The sequence below is a fragment of the Acinetobacter sp. UBA991 genome (genome assembly GCF_002292065.1).
Classification (GTDB): Bacteria; Pseudomonadota; Gammaproteobacteria; order Pseudomonadales; family Moraxellaceae; genus Acinetobacter; species Acinetobacter higginsii.
In genome coordinates, this window is the sequence record NZ_DBBF01000044.1 from 47,212 (window position 1) to 66,449 (window position 19,238).

Genomic DNA, 19,238 nt, shown 5'->3' on the forward strand with positions numbered 1-19,238 from the left:
TTGTAGGGCTGACGGTATATCCTTATACCGCAGCCCTACGGGCGGCATCCATGCCGCCGTCACGATAGCTAATAGATTTTGGAAGCCATTTAATTAATAAATTTAAGGTGACTAACAATGAATAAAAAGAATTTTATTTTTATAACCCTCTGCCTGTCAGGTCTAATCTCGACTACTCATGCTGCTGTACCTCCAGATAAAACCATTATCAGTTGGATCACTAACTTACAAGATTCAAATGCCAATCCACCCCAAGCCATTCAGATCGATTCTACCGAAGCAGTAAAACTGATCTCAGGAGAAGAAGCCTATTTATCGGGTGTGAGTTTTGAAAATGCAGGACGTAATTTTTGGGCTGGCTATGTGTTAACCCGTCCAAAATTAAAGCAGGCGCGAATCCTAAAAGAGTTTGGTGGTCAATCGAATAGCTTTAAAGTGCATTCAACCGTTTATAAAGGTAAACCGATTCAACTGATCGAAATTGAAAGTGCAGGTTCAGGACAGGGGACGGTCGAGTCGAGTAAAAGTTTGGTTTATTTCACTCAGTGGACCAGCAAACTGATTGCAGAAGTAGAGGAATCTTCTTATGACGGTCGCTATGATGAAAAAATGGGGGCAGAAGACTGTCGTACTGGCCGAGATAATTCGGGCTATTTAAATGTGATGCCTTATTCTCCTTATGTCATTCGAACCACCGTGACAGGGGATGCCTGTAATAACAAACCACAAGGTTATAAGGTGAGCAGTAAGCTTATTCCTGTTGTCATCAATGAAATAAAATAAAAAAAGCTAACAAGCGAACTTGTTAGCTCAGGAGTAAAATTGTAGTTATCTGATTAATTTTTTGTTTTTATTATTTAGTTATTACTGACGATACCGATTTTGGTGATATTGCTCTGTTGAGCGAGTGCCATCACCATCGCGATATTCTTATATTCAGCCTGTGCATCAGGCTTAAACTTAATCTGATCCTGATCAGCTTTTTGAGCAACCGAATCAAACAAGGCTTTTAAGGCTGAACGATCAGCAACCGCTTGATCATTCCAAAAAATATGCCCTTGCGCATCAACCCGTAAATTAATAGTTTCGGGGGGCTTCTGATCTGTTGGCGGTGGTGGTGTGCCATTTGGCAAATTAATGTTAATGGCATTGTTTGGAATCGGGATGGTGATAATGAACATAATCAGCAGCACCAACATGACATCAATCAGCGGTGTCATGTTGACGTCAAGCATCACATCTTCTTCATCATTTTTTGAACCCACATTCATACCCATGTGTGATTCTCCTATTATGGTGTAGAAGCAGGGGGAGTCGTAACAAAAGCGATTTTGCCAATCCCTGCTTGCTGTGTTGTGCTGATCACCTGATCTATCGCTTCATAATGTGTCTGTTGATCGCCACGAATATGAACCTCAGGCTGTGGACGTTTTTGCGCTTCAGCTTGTAAACGGGCAAGTAACGTTTCTTTATTTGCAACGTGTTGTTCATTCCAAAAAATATCCCCCGTTTTATTGACGGAAAGCTGGATATTTTGTGGTGTGGTGGCATAAGGTGTATTTTTTTCTTCAGGTAGTTTTACCGGAACAGTGTGTGTGACCACTGGAACTGTGATTAAAAAGATAATCAGCAGCACCAGCATGATGTCGACCAGCGGAGTCGTGTTAATCGTCCCGATGACATCATCGTCACTTTGATCTGAATTAATCATCATGCCCATAATGGTGTTCCTTATTTAGAATCACGGTTTGGGTGATTACTGTTTAGGTCACCGCTGAGGAGTACGGCATGTAGGTCTGAACCAAATGAACGGACATTGTCCATCACCGCTTTATTGCGACGGGTTAACCAGTTATAACCAAGTACAGCAGGAACCGCGACTGCAAGGCCAATTGCGGTCATAATCAGTGCTTCACCCACAGGTCCAGCAACTTTATCAATTGATGCTTGGCCTGAAATACCGATCGCAGTAAGCGCGTGATAAATCCCCCAAACTGTTCCAAATAAGCCGACAAATGGCGCGGTTGAACCCACAGTAGCAAGGAAGGCTAAACCATTGCTTAAGTGACTTTGCACTTTTTCGATTGCACGTTGGATTGAGATCGTCACCCATGTGTTGAAATCAATACGTTCTAATAAGGTGCCATCGTGATGTTTGGTTGAGCGAATGCCTTTTTCAGCAATATAACGGTAGCTACTATTGCTATTTAAACTTTCTGCAGCGCTATTTAAAGACTCCGCTTCCCAAAAATGGCGTTCAGCTTCTGTGCCATGGCGTTTGATCTTACTTTGTTGGAACACTTTCGACAGAATGATGTACCACGTTCCAATCGACATTAGTACCAAGATAAATAATGTTGATTTTGCGACCAAGTCACCTTCGCGCCATAGGGCTTCTAAACCATAAGGGTTATGTACTTTTTCAACAGTTGCAGGTAATGGAGGCGGGGTTGGTGCTGCTTGTGCTGCGGCATCAGTCGCTACCGTCGTTACGGCTGTGGTTTGCGTGGTTTCATCCGCCCACACGGTTGCAACTGGAAGTAAGGTCGTTCCTGCGATGAGGCCAATTGCTGCGATTCGAGAAATACGTTTTGCTGTGTTTGTCATCTTTAAATTCTCCAAAAACTTGTTTGTTCAATGTATTTAATTAGGAAATCGTGAATGGATATTCGATTTCGTACCATTCTTGTTGTGGTACACCGTCTTTCATTGCAGGTTTAAATGTGCACAGGCTATAGGCTTTGACAGCTGCTTTATCTAGGCTTTTACTACCACTCGATTTTTTAACTTTTGAGTCGATCACTTTGCCTGAACCATCAACCAGCACACGAATACGCACTGTACCTTCTTCTTCATTCATCAAGGCTTCACGAGGGTATTCAGGTTTTTGGCAGCCCGCTTCTCCTTCAGAAACACCGCGTGAAATTCCTGCGGGTTTTGCTGGAGTCGCAGGTGCGGCTGGCGCTGTTGGAGCAGCAACAGGGCTCGGACTTGCTGCAGCAGGCGTAGGTGTTGGTGTCGCAACAGCCGTTTTGGTCGGTTGAGCAGGTGCTGGTTTTTGCACAGGTGTGACTTTCTCCACCTGTTTAGGTGGGTCAGGCATCTTGGCCACTTTTTCGACCATTTTCGGTGGCTCGGGTGGCTTTTCTTTAGGTTTTGGTTCCTCTGGTTTTGGAGGCGGTGGTGGTTTGATGTCCTGAATAATCTGTAGTTCTACAGGCTTATCGACAGGCTTGCTAAAGTCGGTCGCTAAACTTGTCATCAGAATATAGGCGATAATGAGATGTAGAAATAACACCAGACCAATACCGACAAGGCGTTTGGCTGGTTGATTTTCACTCTCAGAAAAGGGGATGCCCATAAATACTCCTGAAATTGTAATCAGTAATTCATATCCATTAGGGGCGGCTTATATCGATTTAGACTGACAACAACCGCTTGGAATGTGATGAAACAGAGGATTACGGTGAATCACTACGACAGAACAATATTCATGCCGTAGTGATGAAACGCATTAAAATTTATAGGTACCGCGAACGAAATAGCTACGACCAACAGCATCTGCATAACGCGGGTCATAACCCATTTGGAAGTTATCGACGACATTTGAAGCCGGTGGTTCAGCATCAAATATATTTTTAAGACCAAGTGTGAGTTCTAGGTTCTTGAAACCTTTATAAGTGCCTGAAAGGTTATAAGTGGTATAGTCGCCTACGGAATGGTCTTGCCCATTAGAGTTTTGGTCTTTATAACCTTTAGAGAAGTTTTGCTGTAAGTTGAGTGCCCAGTTCTCATAGCGCCAATCTAAATTAGCTGTATGTTTCCAGCGTAAAACGATTGCCTGATAATCCAAGCCTGCATAGCTTCCAGCAACACCAATCCATGGCATGCCTTTGTTTTCTTGGTATTGGTAATCTGTTACATAAGTACCATCAATACTGAGACCAAATTGGCCTGTGCTGGTCATTGGAGAGCGCCAAGCTGCACCGACATCAAATCCTGAGGTTTTGATACCACCTAAATTTTGATTGGTTGTATTGATATAGTTCAGCGATCCATCTGCATTACGGATGAATTTATCTGCATATTTCACTGGGTCAGCAAAAATGGCAGTCTCTGAAATGGTGGTAATCTGATTTTTGACTTTGATATCGAAATAATCGAGCGTGAAGACCAAGTTTTTGATGGGCTCAAATACCATGCCAGCGGTAAATGAATCTGATTTTTCAGGCTCTAGGTTTTGGTTACCACCATTTTGTCGATCAAATTGCATACCACAGTCACGTGCAGGTAATGCACCCGCTGCTGGAACACCACCAGGGCAAAGTAGCGGATCATTATACGTTGCAGCTGTATTGGTGACGGATTTAGGTGAATGCATTTCTTGTAATGTCGGTGCTCTAAAACCTTTGGTATAGCTGGTTCTAAACATGACCTGTTTAATTGGTTCCCAACGAAGCGACACTTTTGGATTAAATGTATCTCCAAAATCACTGTAATCATCGTATCGAGCTGCAAGTTGAGCTTCTAAAGTCTTATGCAAAGGGATATGTAGTTCTGTGAAGACAGCTTTGATATTGCGCGAGCCTTCATTTACTGGCTCATTCGGATCTACCCCAGTACTTGGTGCAACACTTGCAATTTCAGCCAGTGTTTTTGATTGCCAATCATCACGGCGATAACTTGCACCAACAGCAAAACCGACATCACCAGCAGGTAAAGTATAGATCGGGCGGCTTGCAGTGAAATCGACTGTGGTTGAGTCTAATTTAGCATCTAGATATTTACCTTTAACGCTTAAGCCATTCCATACATCACCATCGGCTGAGCTTTGTGCACCAAAGGGATTGAGAGTGCCATCTAATAATGCTGCAGCGGTTTTATTGTAATTAAGATAACCATTTAGAACGTTATCGGCAGCATTACTACGGGCATAGGTTACGCCAGTATTAATATCCCAACCATACGCATCACCTTCAAGACCAGCAAAAATCCGGTGTGAATCATTTACGCTATTGCTGATACGATTACCTGCTTGTGAACGTAAATATAATTCTAGTGGGCCACTGACATTATCCATGGCAGGTGTAATACCATTCCCAGGATAATATTTGCTTGATGGGTTCATCGGTAAGTCAAAAAATACGTCAGGTGCAACGGATGTAGTCACTTCACTACGTGCGTAAACGTACTCACCAATCGCATTGAAATGATCATTAATTTTTGCGGTTACACGACCCATGACAGAAACGTCCTCTGTTTTAGGAATAATGCCAATCACAGCTTGACTGTTATAACGGCAGGTCACTCCATCATTACTGAAGAATAGCGGATTATCGCCACATCCTGTTTTGGCATAAGGACTGCCGAATGTACCTGTCTCTGTATCGTATAAATTTGCCGGGAAAGAACCACTACTGGTTCGATTGACACCTAATTCGGGTAATACACCCCCACGACGGCTGACCTTACGGTCTTTTGCCATGACTTCATCACCATGTCGATAATCAACAACCCCGAAAACATTGAATCCATTTTCTTCTAAATCACCATAACCACCAAAAATGGAATAGTTTTGTTGCTCGCCACCTGTTTGTTCTGGTTTTTGATAGTCGGCACTGAAATTTAAACCGCTAAATTGTTTTTTAGTAATAAAGTTGACTACACCGCCAATCGCATCGGTACCATAGATCGCTGATGCACCATCTTTCAGCACTTCAATACGATCAAGCATCGCCAGTGGAATGATATTTAAATTGGTCACACCGCTGTCATAGGCATTGGCTGCCAAACGACGACCATTGAGCAAAACCAAGGTCTTGTTGGCACCAATTCCCCTTAAATTTGCAGCAGATCCCTGTGTTTTACTGGTTCCTACATTTGAAGCCGTGACAAAATTTGATTGATTGGCTGTAATTTTTGAGAGTGCTTCTTCGGTTGTTGTGACCCCTTGTTTTAGAATTTCATCCACTTTGACAATGGTAATCGGTGAAGCACTCTGTGCTGCAACGCCTTTGATGGATGAACCTGTAACCGCAACTTTTACGACTTTGGCTGCTTTTTCCTCGGATGGTGATTCTGCCTCTGCAGCGTGAGCCATGGTTAAACACAACATACTTAAACTAAGCGTACTGAGTTTGAGTATGGTTTTGCCCGCTTTTGGCAGAGCACTTGGTTGAGCGAAGTTGGCTTTTTTCATTGATTATTTAACCCCTAATGGATTGCCACTCTAAAAATTCAATAAATCCGTTTTAGCAAGAGCTGTGCCAAACCCTATTTTTAGATTTCGCTTAATGTAGAATAAAATGTGTAAAAGTGTTTTAGTTTTTATATATAAGCTTTTCATATTTTTACTAAATATTAAAAATATTGAAATAATTTTAAATGTGGATTGGTTAACATAAAGTTCCAAATAAGGTATGTTTTTGTAATGCATTAAAATGAATCATAAAGTTTTATTTTTGCTTTTTTGTGGTGCAAATCATCTTTTGTTGTTATAAAACATATGGTTTATTATTTTTATTTCATTGAAATGGAAAATAATATATAAAAATATGATTTGGCATAAAGTTACTTTTATTTAAGATGCGTGAAAACTAGATCTGCTAAGAATACGTTTTGATTAAAAAATAAACATAATTTTTTTATTTGAAAAGTGGCATGAAATTAGCAAGGTAATTTTCAATCTTTAAGGGGTTTTTCTTTTAACTTAATTTTTCCAACTGGTAAAACATCATTAAATAAATGATTTTTTAATAAAAAGTTGGAATGAGACACGCTGAAAGGGAAACGGTTGTAGTGTTGAATGCTATGCAAAAGTCTAGTATTTATTAAAAAACGATGATGTGAGCACTGATTTGAAGTCAACTTTTTTTACGGTCACTGTATTATCAACCGTTATTGCATTTATGCCGATGGGGTATGCAAAAACACCTGCTCAGGCAGATAAAGTACTCCGTGTTGCTTTTGAAGCCCCAGATGATGGTTTTGATATGGTTAAAACTTTTAATTTTTACAGCGGAAATGTCGCCGATGTAATTTTTGAAAGATTGCTTCAATACGATTATCTCGCTAACCCAGTAAAATTGGTTCCATCTACAGCAGAAAGCCTACCTGTGATTGAAAAAAATGGTCAGGTTTATATATTTAAAATAAAGCCAGGGATTTATTTTACCGATGATCCTGCATTTAAAGGTAAACGCAGAGAGCTGGTTGCAGAGGATTATGTCTATTCCATTAAGCGGATATTAGATCCTAAAAATCATGCCTCAGCATTTTCTTTTATTGATAATAAAATTGTGGGTGCAAATGCACTGGTGGACCAAGCCAAAAAAACGGGCACATTTAACTATGATGCCAAGATTGACGGCGTTAAAGCACTGGATAAATATACGATTCAATTTACCCTGACGCAACCTGATTATAATTTCCCTTATATTTTGGCCTATAGCACCTTTGGTGCGACTGCACGGGAAGTGGTTGAATACTATAAAGATCGATTAGCCATGCATCCTGTGGGAACAGGGCCTTATATGCTGAGCAAATATGTACCCCGCAGCAAGATCGAATTAGTTGCAAATCCTGATTATCGCGGTTTTGTCTGGAATTTTAAATCGACAGGCACGGCATGGGATAACCAGCTGGTTAAAGAAATGAGTGGCAAGCAAATGCCGCAAATTGGCAAAGTCAATATTAGCATTATCGAAGAAGAACAATCACGTTGGCTCGCTTTTCAGTCCAAACAACTGGATTTTGATAAGGTCACTTCCAGTGCAATTCCTAAAGTGCTTGATCAAAATAATCAGTTAAAAGCAGAAATGCAAAAGCAGGGTATACGTCTGTATGCCAATAAAGAGGCAGAGATCACTTATTCAATGTTGAATATGCGTGATCCTGTTGTTGGTGGTAATAGCTTAGATAAAATTGCGTTAAGACGTGCAATTGCGATGTCTTTTAATGTCAATGAATATATTCGCATCTTAAGAAAAGGTCAGGCGGTTAAGGCTGAAATGCTGGTACCTGCAGGCATTAATGGTCATAACCCGAATTATCGCAGTAGCATTGGTTACAATCCTGTTTTAGCCAATAAATTATTGGATCATTTCGGCTATAAAAAAGGCCCAGATGGCTATCGTAATCTGCCCAATGGCAAGCCTTTAACCTTAAAAATAAATACCGAGAGTGGGACATCTTCCGTGATGTATTCTGAATTGTGGAAGAAAAATCTAGATGCAATCGGGATTCGGGCAGACTTTAAAGTCAGTAATTTTGCCGATAACTTAAAAGCCGCAACCCAGTGTCAATACATGATGTGGAGTGGCGCATGGCATGCGGATTATCCAGAGGGTGAAAATTTCACGCAATTGCTTTATGGTCCGAATGTTGGTCGTGGTAATCAATCCTGTTATCAGTCAGCTGCTTATGACAATTTATATAAACAGGCGATGCAGCAAGCCCCTGAAAAACGTATGCCATTCTATGAAAAAATGAGTCGTCAAATTGAAGCAGATGGAACGTGGATTTTACAAGATACACGGATTCGGAACTGGTTGATTCAACCTGAGGTGCAGGGATTTAAAGCTCATCCAATTATGAATACCAACTGGCAATACTTAGATATTGTTTCACCAAATCAAAAATAAGTGATGTTTTTATGATGAAGCAAAATTTTAAACTTTCGATGCAACGGACTAGTCTGGCGCTGTTATTGGGGACAACATTAAGTCTAGGGGTAACGATTACAGAAGCGAAAAGCCCTGCCGATCCAAAAAAAGTCTTACGTTATGCCTTTCCAGTGGCAGAAACGGGATTTGATCCCGTAGCGACACAAGACCTGTATTCGGCTCATGTCTTATATTCTATTTTTGAAACGCTCTATACCTACGATTATTTAGCTTCGCCTGCCAAGTTGGTGCCAAAAACGGCAGTGGCATTACCTGAAGTGAGTGCGGATGGGTTGACCTATACCATTCGGATTCAGAAAGGGATTTATTTCACACCTGATCCTGCATTTAAAGGCAAGTCACGTGAACTCACCACTGCTGATTATGCGTATTCATTTAAACGCTTACTTGATCCAAATCTGCATTCTCCTAACAGCTGGTTATTTGAAGATAAAATTGTGGGCATTGAACCACTTATTCAACAAGCCAGTAAAACAGGAAAGTTTAATTATGATCAGCCGATCGCGGGACTACAAACGCCTGATCGTTATACTTTGGTGATTCGTTTAAAAGAACCGAATCATAATTTTCCGATGCTGTTGGCGCATCAACCCACGGGTGCAGTGGCACGTGAAGTGATTGAAAAATATCGTGATAAGGCGGGCTATGTGATGGGACGTCCTGTGGGAACAGGTCCTTATATGCTGTCACATTGGACACCAGGTTCACGGATTATATTGAAGGCAAATCCAGATTATCGTGGTTTTACATGGGACTTTAAGGCCAGCACTCCTGAAGATCAAAAAATCGTACAACAGATGCAAGGCAAAAAAATGCCACAAATCGGTGTGGTCGATATTCAAGTCATTGAAGAATCACAATCGGGTTGGCTGTCATTCCAAAAAGATGGTTTGGATTTATTTACACTTGATGGTGAATTACCTGCACAGGCTTTGCAATCCGATGGTTCATTAAAACCTGAACTTGCTCAGAAGGGCATCCAACTGTCTCGTATTTCAGATCCTTCGATTGATTATTTGTATTGGAATATCCAAAACCCTGTGGTCGGTGGTTTTAGTAAAGATAAGATTGCATTGCGCCGCGCGATGTCCATGGCAGTTTCTAAAGAAAAATTTATCGCGGTCTTGGCCAAAGGCAATGCCCAAAAATTAGAATCACCGATTCCATATGGTGTAGCAGGGCATGATCCAAATTATAAAAGCAGTATTCCTTATTCTGTAAAGGCAGCCAATTTGCTATTGGATCGCTACAACTACAAAGTAGGTAAAGATGGTTGGCGAACTTTACCTGACGGAAAGCCTTTAGTGATTGAATTTATGCCATCGACCAGCAGTGCACGAAGTATGCAAATGGCCGAGTTACTCAAGAAAGATTTAACCAATATTAAAATTAATATGGTCTCGAAGCCTGTTCCTTTCGCAGAAGGTTTAAAAGCGGAGAAACAATGTAAAACCATGTTTAAGGCTTCGGCTTGGATTGCAGATTATCCTGACGCAGATAATTTTGTGCAGTTGTTCTATGGCAAAAATATTCATGCAACCAATCATACCTGCTTCAAATTACCCGAATATGACCGTCTCTATGAGCAATCATTGAGACTTGAGGATGGCCCTGAGCGCGATATGCTGTACCGCAAAATGTCACGGTTGTTAGAGTTTTATTCGCCCGTACAATTTATGTCGACGCGTTACCGTACCGTGGTCGCTCAACCACGTGTGATTGGTTATAAAAAACATCCTGTTCTGCCAGCAGAGTGGATGTATATCGATATTCAAGACAAGAAATAACAAACAGATTAAATTGGAGAAAGCGCATGGCGAAAAGAATATTGAAGTTGTCGACACTGGGACTGTTATCGATGGCAGTCACGGGGATGAGTCAAGGCATTTGGGCTGAAAGCACACGAACCACGTTACCGATTTTAAAAAGCAGTGAAAGCGCACAATGGTGCGATGCTAATTTACAGACTTTAAAGCAGCGTATTTCTCAACTGGAAAAACAAAGCATTAAACCGCAATCCGATGCTGCACCTGTGTTGGCAGAGTGGGATCAATTAATGGCAACTTTCGAGAATTTTGCTGGGCCGATTAGCCTGTATAGCAATGTTGATCCAGATGCTAAATTACGCCAAGCTGCTGAAGATTGCGAAGTTAAGTTGAATCAACTACAAACCGAAATTTATCAGAATCCGAAGTTATACCAACGTTTTAAAAACACCAAAGCCAACGATGCAATTGATACTAAGTACCGCCAAGATATTCTTGATGCCTTTGAAGATACAGGGGTACAACTTTCACCCGAAAAAAGAGCACGGGTCAAAACAATTTTTGATGAGTTGACCAAACTTTCGCAAGAATTCTCCCGCAATATTCGTGATAACCCAGAAAAATTAGAATTTACGCCTGCCGAGCTAAAAGGCTTACCAGATAGTTATATTTCAGGCCTAAAGAAAAATGACAAAGGCAATTATTTATTAGGGTTTGAATATCCAGAGTACCAACCGTTTATGGAGTTGGCCGACAGTGATGATGCACGCAAACGTTATCAAACTGCATTTACACGTCGTGGTACAGAAAAGAACTTAGTCTTGCTTAAACAGATTATTGACTTACGTTATGAATTGGCGCAGCTGTTTGGTCAACCAAGCTATGCCGATTGGGCGTTAAAAAAACGTATGGCGAAAACGCCAAAAACGGTTAACACCTTCTTGGCTGATGTACACAACGTTGTTGCACCACTTGAGCAAAAAGAAGTGGAAGAACTCCGTGCATTTAAAGCCAAAACCTTGAACACAACTTTAGAAAAAGCTGAAATTAACCGTTGGAATGTGAACTATTGGAGTGAAAAACTCCGTAAAGACAAATACCAGATAGACCAAGAAAAACTGCGTGATTATTTCCCGACCTTAGCGGCACAAAAGTGGTTATTTGCGATTTCATCTGATCTTTATGGGATTGAATTTAAGCCAGCCAAAGTCGATGCATGGCAAGATGAAGTTGAATATTATGATGTCACTGACAAAAAAACAGGTGAAGTTCTCGGTGGTCTATACATGGATAAATTTCCACGTGAAGGCAAGTATGGACATGCAGCGGTCTGGGGAGTATATGGTGGCAGTACGCTGAGCAAGCGTAAACCAATTTCAGTGTTGGTCACCAACTTTAACCGCAAAGGTTTAAATAGTGACGAGCTGGAAACCTTTGTACATGAGTTTGGTCATGCCCTACATGGCATTTTATCGAAAACCCGTTATTCGGGACAGTCGGGTACATCGGTAGAGCGCGACTTTGTCGAAGCACCATCACAAATGTATGAAGAGTGGGCGCGTCGTAAGGAAACCTTGTCTAAAGTGGCCGATTATTGTAATCCAGCTTGTCCACGTGTAGACGATGCCCTAATTGCACGCCTTAAATCGGTACATAACTATGGACGTGGTTTGCGTTATGCACGTCAAACCCTATATGCACAATATGACATGGCTTTACACGGTGCGGATGCGCTGAAAGTACAGCCGATGGATGTCTGGAAAAAAATGGAATCGGCAACCGCATTAGGCTATGTACCGAACACCGAGTTCCCTGGACAGTTTGGCCATCTGATGGGTTATCAAGCGGGCTATTATGGCTATATGTGGTCTGAAGTCTTAGCCTTAGATATGTTGTCGGCTTTTGGCGATAACCTGAATAATCCAGAAGTAGGACAACGCTACCGTCAGGCGATTTTGTCACAAGGCAGTCAAAAGAATGCAGCACAACTGGTTAAAGACTTCTTAGGCAGAGAACCAGATAACAAAGCCTTCTTTAATGAAATTACAGGTCAACGGGTCAAATAAGGATTTGCCATTATGCTTGCTTATGTCGTGCGTAGACTATGGCAAATGATCCCGACCATGTTGGGTGTCATTTTGCTGATTTTCTTCTTGTTTAACTGGGTGGGGGGCGATCCTGCATATATCTTGGCAGGAAAAATGTCCAACCCTGAGCAAATTGAAAACATCCGTAAACAGTTGGGGGTTGATCAACCTTATTATGTGCAGTTGTGGATTTTTATTAAACAGATTCTGACTTTTGATTATGGTGCCAGTTGGAGTACAGGCGAATCTGTCTCACAGATTATCTTGACTCGTTTAGGGCCCTCACTAACTTTATTGATTCCTCTAACCATTTTACAAACTGTGATCTCAATCATCTTGGCACTAGCGGTTGCATCAGTGCGTGGTTCATTGACCGATCGTATGGTGATGATGCTGTGTACCATTGGCATGTCGATCAGTATCTTGGTGTATATCATCATCTTCCAATATGTTTTGGCCTATCAGTTAAGTTGGTTCCCCGTACAAGGCTGGAGTGATAGTTTTAGTCAAAATTTATTCCATTATGCCTTGTTGCCGATCTTAATCATGTTGGTGGTCAGTATTGCTCCAACGCTACGTTTATATCGAAGCTTCGTCTTAGATGAAATTAACCAAGATTATGTGCGGACTGCGCGTGCTAAAGGTGTGGGGGAGTCTCGGGTACTGGGTGTGCATGTATTGCGTAATGCTTCGATTCCCATTGTCACCGAAGTGATGGCCAGTCTGCCTGCCTTATTGATTGGTGCTTTCCTGATTGAACGTTTCTTTGGTATTCCGGGCATTGGTCGAGAAATTATTATTGCGGTTGAACGCAGTGATTTTCCTGTGATTAAAGCCATCACCGTATATATCGCTGCAGTCACCATGATTTTTAACTTGATCGCCGATCTGATTTATAAGCTCCTCGATCCTCGTGTGCAGTTGAAATAGGAGGATGACGATGCTCAGTACAATTTTTAAAAGCAAAGCTGCCTCGAATGAATCTTCTGCGTCAACAGGATTGTGGCATTTGGCCTTGAATCGATTGAAGTCAGATCGAATCGCCGTGGTGTCTTTTTTGGTGGTTTTATTTTATTTCATCCTGCTCGCTTTATCGATGACAGGGGTAATAGCCTCTAATTGGAATAAAGAAGTTGCAGTCAGTTATGCACCACCCACTTTCTTGGGTGCGGATACAGAGTCAGATCAAATTAAGGCAACTACAGAAAACACAGCAACTTTGCCTGAAAATCCTGTTGATCCTCTGAAAGACGTGATTCAGCAGCTGAATGCGGAAATTCAAGCTGAACAGCAAGGTGGCTCAGTCATTGATAATTATGGCGTGGTTGATCCTTTGGCTGAGGATATGCAGCAGATTGATCAGCAACTCGGTGGGCATTTACTCGATCAAAAGCAAGAGCTCAAAACCACTTTGCCTTTTGGGGCGGATAAGTGGGGACAAGATGTGTTGCTAAAAACCATCAAAGGTGCTGAAACTTCAATTCTGGTCGGTTTATTGTCTGCGCTATTGGCGGTGGTGATTGGTACTTTTTTGGGTGCAATTGCAGGTTATTTTGGTGGCTGGGTTGATGATGTTTTGAACTGGTTCTATAACATTTTTACCTCGATTCCTTATCTGTTGTTGGTGTTGGCCATTGCGGCTGTCCTGCAACAAAAAGGCATTCTGTCGATTGTGTTGATCTTGGGTTTAACTGGTTGGACGGGGGTGTTCCGTCTGATTCGTGCCGAATATATGAAACATAAATCGCGCGAATATGTTCTGGCAGCCAAAGCCATTGGAGTGAGTCATCTACGTCGTATGTTTGTACATATCTTCCCAAACGTGAGTCATATTGCCTTGGTACAGATTTCGATTTTGGTGGTGTCATTCATTAAATCTGAAGTCATTCTGAGCTTCCTTGGTTTTGGTGTACCTGTCGGCGTGGTGTCTTGGGGCAGTATGTTGAATGAAGCGCAAAGTGAGCTGATCTTAGGTAAATGGTGGCAATTGGCTGCGGCATCTATCGCAATGGCGGTGTTAGTCACTGCATTCTCGATGTTTACAGATGCCTTACGTGATGCTTTAGATCCTAAGTTGAAATAGCGGAGAGATAAAATGCAATATCAGAATGAAACAACGCTATTACGTGTCGATGATCTCCGTGTCAGCTTTAAGGGTGAAAATAAGCAGTGGATTGAAACAGTCAAAGGGATTTCATTTTCAATTCCTAAAAATAAAACTGTAGCACTGGTTGGTGAGTCGGGCAGTGGTAAATCGGTCACTTCCCTAGCGGTGATGGGGCTGTTGCCAAAAGGGCAAAGTCAAATTGCCGAACAGAGTCAAATTTGCTTTGAAGGTAAAGACTTACTCAACTTATCGGCCAAAGAGATTCGCAAAATTTGTGGTAAAGACATTGCCATGATTTTTCAGGAACCGATGTCCTCGTTGAATCCTGTCTTTACCGTGGGGGATCAAATTGCTGAGGTGTTATGTATTCATTTAGGCATGGGACGTAAGCAGGCCAGAGCACGGGTACTTGAGTTGCTGAAAGAAGTTGGTATTCCTGCACCAGAAACCAAGATCGATGCTTATCCGAGTCAGCTTTCAGGTGGGCAACAACAACGGGTCATGATTGCGATGGCAATTGCCTGTGAGCCGAAGTTGCTGATTGCCGATGAGCCAACCACAGCCTTAGATGTCACCATCCAAAAGCAGATCATTGATTTATTAGAGTCATTACGACAACGCCATGAAATGTCGATGCTGTTTATTACCCATGATTTAGCCTTGGTGGGTGAAATTGCAGATGAAGTGATTGTGATGCGTCATGGTGAGATTCGGGAAAGTGGCCCTGTTGAACAGGTGCTGGAACAACCACAAGATGTGTATACGCGTGCTTTGCTGCATTGTCGTCCACAGTTGGCGACTCGTCCATACCGTTTGCCTGTGACCAGTGATTTTATGCAGCAGGACGAAAATGGACAACTGATCGAAGCCACCAATCTGTCTGATTTAAACCTGAAACAACGTGTCCGTGGTCTGACTGGCGATGAGCCGATTGTGCTCGATGTAAAAGATCTGAAAAAGTCATTTTATAGTCGTAAGGGTTTGTGGGGACAAGACGAATTTCAAGCGGTTAAAGGTGTCTCTTTTCAATTGGCCAAAGGTAAAACCTTGGGCCTAGTTGGCGAGTCGGGTTCAGGTAAAACCACGATTGGTCTGCTATTGATGCGCTTACATGAAGCCACAGGCGGGCAAGCCTTGATTGGTGGAAAAGATATTCTGGCCATGAGTGAGAAAGAGTTTTGTCAGTACCAGCGCAAAATTCAAATCATTTTCCAGAACCCTTATGCTTCACTCAATCCACGCTTTACTATCGGGCAGATTTTATTGGAACCGATGCGGATTCATGGCATAGGTCAAAATGATGCTGAGCGTAAAAAGATGGCATTCGAATTGTTAGAGCGCGTCAGTTTGCCTGTTCAAGCCTATGACCGTTATCCACATGAGTTTTCTGGTGGTCAACGACAGAGGATTGCGATCGCACGTTGTTTAACCTTGAAACCTGAGATTTTAATCTGCGATGAGTCTGTTTCTGCACTGGATGTTTCGGTACAGGCGCAGGTGTTGAATTTGTTGCAGGATTTACAGGACGAGTTTGGTCTGAGTTATATCTTTATTTCACATGATTTATCTGTCGTGAAATACATTTCTGATCAAGTCATGGTCATGAATCATGGCGAATTAGTTGAGATTGCTAACTCGGACGAACTGTATTTACATCCACAGCATGAATATACCAAAAAACTGCTGAATGCGATCCCGCAAGGCATTGTTCAGCATAGTTAAAGCCAATAAAAAACGCTCTTATTAGGGAGTTTAAGTTGTACATCTGTTGTTTAGCAATTATAATATTTTTATTAAGTTGTTAATTAATAACAATATTTTAAAAGTATTGAATTAGTTTTATAAAGGATTTAAAAAGCTAGTGCAACAGAAGTGCAACAGGTTTTTATATGGCTACATACCAAAAAAGAAATGGTCGAGTTACCGCAACCGTGAGGATAAAGCCACATCCTCCAAAGTCTAAAACACATGACACTATGCGAGATGCTAAGGCGTGGGCGCAAGAGTTAGAGGTTAAGCTTAGAGGTGAGAAGGCTCAAGTTTTTGAGCACATCATTTTTAGGGATGCCCTAATCGAATTTAGGGATACTGTATCGATTAAAAAAAGAGGTGCTGAAAAAGAGATTACTAGAATTAACTTTTTTCTAAAATGGATGGATTGTGACATCCCTTTATTTAAAGTTGATAAACAGTTTCTAGTTCAATGGAGAGAAAAGCGATTAGAAAAAACCAAGAGTTCAACTGTACAGCGAGAATTTATTTTGCTATCAGGTTTTTTTACCTGGTGTGTTGAGACAAAACTTTGGTTATCCACCAATCCAGTTAGGGAGATTCAAATTCCGAAAGCTGGAAATCATAGAGATCGTGTTATAGCTGATGAAGAAATAGAAATATTAACCCCTTTCTTAAATCATGACCTTAAAGACATTTTTTATCTAGCATTAGAAACAGGTTTACGTCAGTCTGAAATCTGCAACCTAACTTGGAACAGGGTGTTTCTTGATAAGAGTTTCCTAAGATTAGAAACAACCAAGAATGGTAAATCAAGAGAGGTGCCATTAAGCCCAAAAGCCAAGGCGATACTCAAACAAAGACATGTTAGAGGGGCTAAACAGGTTTTTAATTATGACCCATATGATGTAAGCAAGGATTTTCGTGAAGCGAAAGCACAAGCGGATCTATCAGGGTTTACGTTTCACGATGCGCGTCACACTGCTGCAACGCGCATTGCTCAGAAACTACAGATTCTTGATTTATGCAGGATGTTTGGATGGTCCAACCCAAAGATGGCTATGGTTTACTATAATGCTACAGCTACCGAGATTGCAGCGCGGCTTTAACAGTTCTAAGTGAGTATTTTCCTTTAATGCTTTTTAGATGTGCTGTTTTTTGCAATTCACTAAAAAGGTATCTGGTTAAGCCGGGTATCTTTTCACAAAGTTGACCAATTGTTAGCAACTCGTCTTGCTGCTCGGCCATAACATCTCGATAAGCATTCGCCGCTTCTTCGCGCATAATTGCCCTCAGTTCTGATTCTTCAAGAGTGACGATTTTAGCTACTTGATGCATTCTTGATCTCCTTCAATGATTCCGCAATTTCCTCCAAAATACGCCAGCCATCCAGTCTATGCAGTGGCTCTTGTACGCCACTTGCATCACATTGCTGCTGCACCATATTTTCAATTACGCATACCGTTTTTACGTCATAAGGCACGATTAAGCAGCCCTCAGTCTTTTTGTTTGCTCTTTCTGTAGCAGCTTGCCATGCGAAGAAACTACGCTCACGCTCTCGTTGATTGTGTTCGTGACTGTACACACGGTTATAAAGGTGCTTTGCTGTCACTTCATCTGACTCTTGGCCACAGTTATCATTCCAGTCATTAAAGTGCCAAGCGTCAAATGCTGCACGTTCATTCTCAATATTGTTTTTAGACATGGCGACCTCACTGAATCTTATTAATGGTAGTTGGATCCACAAGGGGAGTTTCAAGGCCTAGTTCGGTACGCTTATCAATAAGCATATCTAAGCTTTTCTGAGCATCATCAACAGAGACCCCCAAGTGCTTTGCAATCTGCTCCACGCTAAATACAGGTTCGCCACTATCAAGATAATGGGTAGGCTTAGGAAGCAAATCCATTTTATCTATTTCAGCCATTGCTATGTCATTAAACCAATCTGGCGCTAGAAGCATAACCTTGGCGAATTGTGCTCGCGCTTCATCCGTCTCGACACCATTATTAGCATCAAGCATAGCTTTGTATGTTTCCATTGCTTCCGAAAATTCAGGCGGGAAGGTTTCTGTGTTTGCGATGTTGGCCGCTTTGCCTTCTAGCATTTCGTTTATAGTTGGATTGTTATCCGCCATAAAGGCCAAGATTATAAACTCAACCTGAGTCATCACTTCACCACGTAGGTAAAGTTGACGGACATATTCAAAAACCAGTTCTGCTGGAACTTCTAACGAATTAACATTCTCGCGTGTGATGTTTTTCGCAATATTGCTTTTCGGAACAGGGTTTAAGTGTCTGCCCATGAAGCTTTCAATATAAAAATTAACTCCAATTTCTTCATGCTCAATATTGTATTTGATGCAATTAAGCGCTTCATCCAACGTGTCATAATATTCGGTGTCGAAATCCTCGCTCTGTGGATGCCCTAGAGTTACCATATACATCTTCTGTAATTCGCTTTTTTGACCTTCAGGAAACTGGATTACATTTTCATTATTCGTTGTCATTTTATGCCTCATTAATAATTGAATTGAGCCGCTAAAGGGGTGCGCCGTAAAGCTGGCAATATTGGTTGCTCATCATCATTCAGGTGTGCAACTTGGAGAGCGCCACGCATTCGCAGCGCATCAATAAAATGCTTATCTTTCTTCAAGTAGGTCCTGCAAAACGACAAGAAGTATTTTTGACAGGCAAGATTCATCTCAAAGCCTTTGACAGTAATTTTGTCTATTGAGATTTTTAAAACCTCTTTTTCCAGCTTCAAAAAAACATCATTCTTTTTGTGAGATGGGACAAAGCCCTTGTCCATCATCCACACAACAAAAGGGGCGGCTAGTGATTCAGGGATATATTTCACCATGGG

General features: G+C 41.5%; 17 protein-coding genes. 8 read left to right on the plus strand and 9 right to left on the minus strand.

Features of this window, described 5'->3' with window-relative positions; translation table 11 throughout:
- Positions 1–117 precede the first annotated feature (117 nt).
- On the plus strand, positions 118–783 hold the full coding sequence (locus tag B2727_RS19615) for a hypothetical protein (protein ID WP_033134423.1): 666 nt from the start codon (positions 118–120) through the stop codon (positions 781–783).
- Positions 784–857: 74 nt separating this feature from the next.
- Here B2727_RS19615 and B2727_RS19620 read toward each other — a convergent pair whose 3' ends face one another.
- From B2727_RS19620 to B2727_RS19640, 5 genes are all read right to left on the minus strand, one after another.
- Entirely contained in the window at positions 858–1,277 is a 420-nt protein-coding gene (locus B2727_RS19620) for an ExbD/TolR family protein (RefSeq protein ID WP_004655303.1), read from the minus strand.
- Between the two features lie 14 nt (positions 1,278–1,291).
- Entirely contained in the window at positions 1,292–1,720 is a 429-nt protein-coding gene (locus B2727_RS19625; RefSeq protein WP_004804911.1) for an ExbD/TolR family protein, read from the minus strand.
- Positions 1,721–1,731: 11 nt separating this feature from the next.
- Positions 1,732–2,607 (minus strand): MotA/TolQ/ExbB proton channel family protein, encoded by an 876-nt coding sequence (locus tag B2727_RS19630; RefSeq protein WP_004804913.1) that lies wholly within the window; start codon positions 2,605–2,607, stop codon positions 1,732–1,734.
- A 40-nt stretch (positions 2,608–2,647) separates the two neighbouring features.
- Entirely contained in the window at positions 2,648–3,361 is a 714-nt protein-coding gene (locus B2727_RS19635) for a TonB family protein (protein WP_004804915.1), read from the minus strand.
- Positions 3,362–3,514: 153 nt separating this feature from the next.
- Positions 3,515–6,199 carry a TonB-dependent receptor gene (locus tag B2727_RS19640; protein WP_171248676.1) on the minus strand — a complete coding sequence of 895 codons (2,685 nt, stop codon included), beginning with the start codon at positions 6,197–6,199 and terminating at the stop codon, positions 3,515–3,517.
- Positions 6,200–6,857: 658 nt separating this feature from the next.
- Here B2727_RS19640 and B2727_RS19645 point away from each other — a divergent pair.
- From B2727_RS19645 to B2727_RS19675, 7 genes are all read left to right on the plus strand, one after another.
- On the plus strand, positions 6,858–8,642 hold the full coding sequence (locus tag B2727_RS19645; protein WP_005312633.1) for an ABC transporter substrate-binding protein: 1,785 nt from the start codon (positions 6,858–6,860) through the stop codon (positions 8,640–8,642).
- 11 nt (positions 8,643–8,653) lie between these two features.
- Positions 8,654–10,471, plus strand: a complete 1,818-nt coding sequence (locus tag B2727_RS19650; protein ID WP_374755514.1) for an ABC transporter substrate-binding protein — start codon at positions 8,654–8,656, stop codon at positions 10,469–10,471.
- A gap of 26 nt (positions 10,472–10,497) precedes the next feature.
- The gene (locus B2727_RS19655) at positions 10,498–12,516 is read left to right on the plus strand and encodes a M3 family metallopeptidase (protein WP_033134426.1); all 2,019 of its coding nucleotides are present in this window, start codon (positions 10,498–10,500) and stop codon (positions 12,514–12,516) included.
- 12 nt (positions 12,517–12,528) lie between these two features.
- The gene (locus B2727_RS19660) at positions 12,529–13,467 is read left to right on the plus strand and encodes an ABC transporter permease (protein WP_004804925.1); all 939 of its coding nucleotides are present in this window, start codon (positions 12,529–12,531) and stop codon (positions 13,465–13,467) included.
- Positions 13,468–13,477: 10 nt separating this feature from the next.
- Entirely contained in the window at positions 13,478–14,620 is a 1,143-nt protein-coding gene (locus B2727_RS19665; RefSeq protein ID WP_005205504.1) for an ABC transporter permease, read from the plus strand.
- A gap of 12 nt (positions 14,621–14,632) precedes the next feature.
- Positions 14,633–16,366: an ABC transporter ATP-binding protein gene (locus tag B2727_RS19670; RefSeq protein ID WP_033134427.1), complete on the plus strand. Its 1,734-nt coding sequence runs from the start codon at positions 14,633–14,635 to the stop codon at positions 16,364–16,366.
- Between the two features lie 167 nt (positions 16,367–16,533).
- Complete coding sequence (locus tag B2727_RS19675) at positions 16,534–17,484, plus strand: tyrosine-type recombinase/integrase (RefSeq protein ID WP_241345193.1); 951 nt, start codon at positions 16,534–16,536, stop codon at positions 17,482–17,484.
- On the opposite strand, the gene B2727_RS19680 is transcribed toward B2727_RS19675, so the two are convergent.
- From B2727_RS19680 to B2727_RS19695, 4 genes are read right to left on the minus strand one after another with little or no spacing between them, the layout of a single operon-like run.
- The gene (locus tag B2727_RS19680) at positions 17,459–17,713 is read right to left on the minus strand and encodes a hypothetical protein (protein WP_241345192.1); all 255 of its coding nucleotides are present in this window, start codon (positions 17,711–17,713) and stop codon (positions 17,459–17,461) included. The genes B2727_RS19675 and B2727_RS19680 overlap by 26 nt on opposite strands.
- Positions 17,697–18,080, minus strand: coding sequence for a hypothetical protein (locus tag B2727_RS19685; RefSeq protein WP_241345191.1), 384 nt, complete (start codon positions 18,078–18,080; stop codon positions 17,697–17,699). The genes B2727_RS19680 and B2727_RS19685 overlap by 17 nt, the downstream gene beginning before the upstream one ends.
- A gap of 7 nt (positions 18,081–18,087) precedes the next feature.
- Positions 18,088–18,882, minus strand: coding sequence for a helix-turn-helix domain-containing protein (locus B2727_RS19690; RefSeq protein WP_241345190.1), 795 nt, complete (start codon positions 18,880–18,882; stop codon positions 18,088–18,090).
- An 11-nt stretch (positions 18,883–18,893) separates the two neighbouring features.
- Positions 18,894–19,235, minus strand: a complete 342-nt coding sequence (locus tag B2727_RS19695) for a hypothetical protein (RefSeq protein WP_241345189.1) — start codon at positions 19,233–19,235, stop codon at positions 18,894–18,896.
- Positions 19,236–19,238: the final 3 nt, after the last annotated feature.

What these genes read in the sequence shown, in the direction of transcription:
- B2727_RS19650 (WP_374755514.1), top strand. Translation starts at nt 8,654, where the DNA reads ATGATGAAGCAAAATTTTAAACTTTCGATGCAACGGACTAGTCTGGCG.
- B2727_RS19675 (WP_241345193.1), top strand. Translation starts at nt 16,534, where the DNA reads ATGGCTACATACCAAAAAAGAAATGGTCGAGTTACCGCAACCGTGAGG.
- B2727_RS19640 (WP_171248676.1), bottom strand. Translation starts at nt 6,199, where the DNA reads ATGAAAAAAGCCAACTTCGCTCAACCAAGTGCTCTGCCAAAAGCGGGC.
- B2727_RS19690 (WP_241345190.1), bottom strand. Translation starts at nt 18,882, where the DNA reads ATGACAACGAATAATGAAAATGTAATCCAGTTTCCTGAAGGTCAAAAA.
- B2727_RS19620 (WP_004655303.1), bottom strand. Translation starts at nt 1,277, where the DNA reads ATGGGTATGAATGTGGGTTCAAAAAATGATGAAGAAGATGTGATGCTT.
- B2727_RS19635 (WP_004804915.1), bottom strand. Translation starts at nt 3,361, where the DNA reads ATGGGCATCCCCTTTTCTGAGAGTGAAAATCAACCAGCCAAACGCCTT.
- B2727_RS19625 (WP_004804911.1), bottom strand. Translation starts at nt 1,720, where the DNA reads ATGGGCATGATGATTAATTCAGATCAAAGTGACGATGATGTCATCGGG.
- B2727_RS19685 (WP_241345191.1), bottom strand. Translation starts at nt 18,080, where the DNA reads ATGTCTAAAAACAATATTGAGAATGAACGTGCAGCATTTGACGCTTGG.
- B2727_RS19670 (WP_033134427.1), top strand. Translation starts at nt 14,633, where the DNA reads ATGCAATATCAGAATGAAACAACGCTATTACGTGTCGATGATCTCCGT.
- B2727_RS19680 (WP_241345192.1), bottom strand. Translation starts at nt 17,713, where the DNA reads ATGCATCAAGTAGCTAAAATCGTCACTCTTGAAGAATCAGAACTGAGG.
- B2727_RS19660 (WP_004804925.1), top strand. Translation starts at nt 12,529, where the DNA reads ATGCTTGCTTATGTCGTGCGTAGACTATGGCAAATGATCCCGACCATG.
- B2727_RS19630 (WP_004804913.1), bottom strand. Translation starts at nt 2,607, where the DNA reads ATGACAAACACAGCAAAACGTATTTCTCGAATCGCAGCAATTGGCCTC.
- B2727_RS19695 (WP_241345189.1), bottom strand. Translation starts at nt 19,235, where the DNA reads ATGGTGAAATATATCCCTGAATCACTAGCCGCCCCTTTTGTTGTGTGG.
- B2727_RS19665 (WP_005205504.1), top strand. Translation starts at nt 13,478, where the DNA reads ATGCTCAGTACAATTTTTAAAAGCAAAGCTGCCTCGAATGAATCTTCT.
- B2727_RS19655 (WP_033134426.1), top strand. Translation starts at nt 10,498, where the DNA reads ATGGCGAAAAGAATATTGAAGTTGTCGACACTGGGACTGTTATCGATG.
- B2727_RS19615 (WP_033134423.1), top strand. Translation starts at nt 118, where the DNA reads ATGAATAAAAAGAATTTTATTTTTATAACCCTCTGCCTGTCAGGTCTA.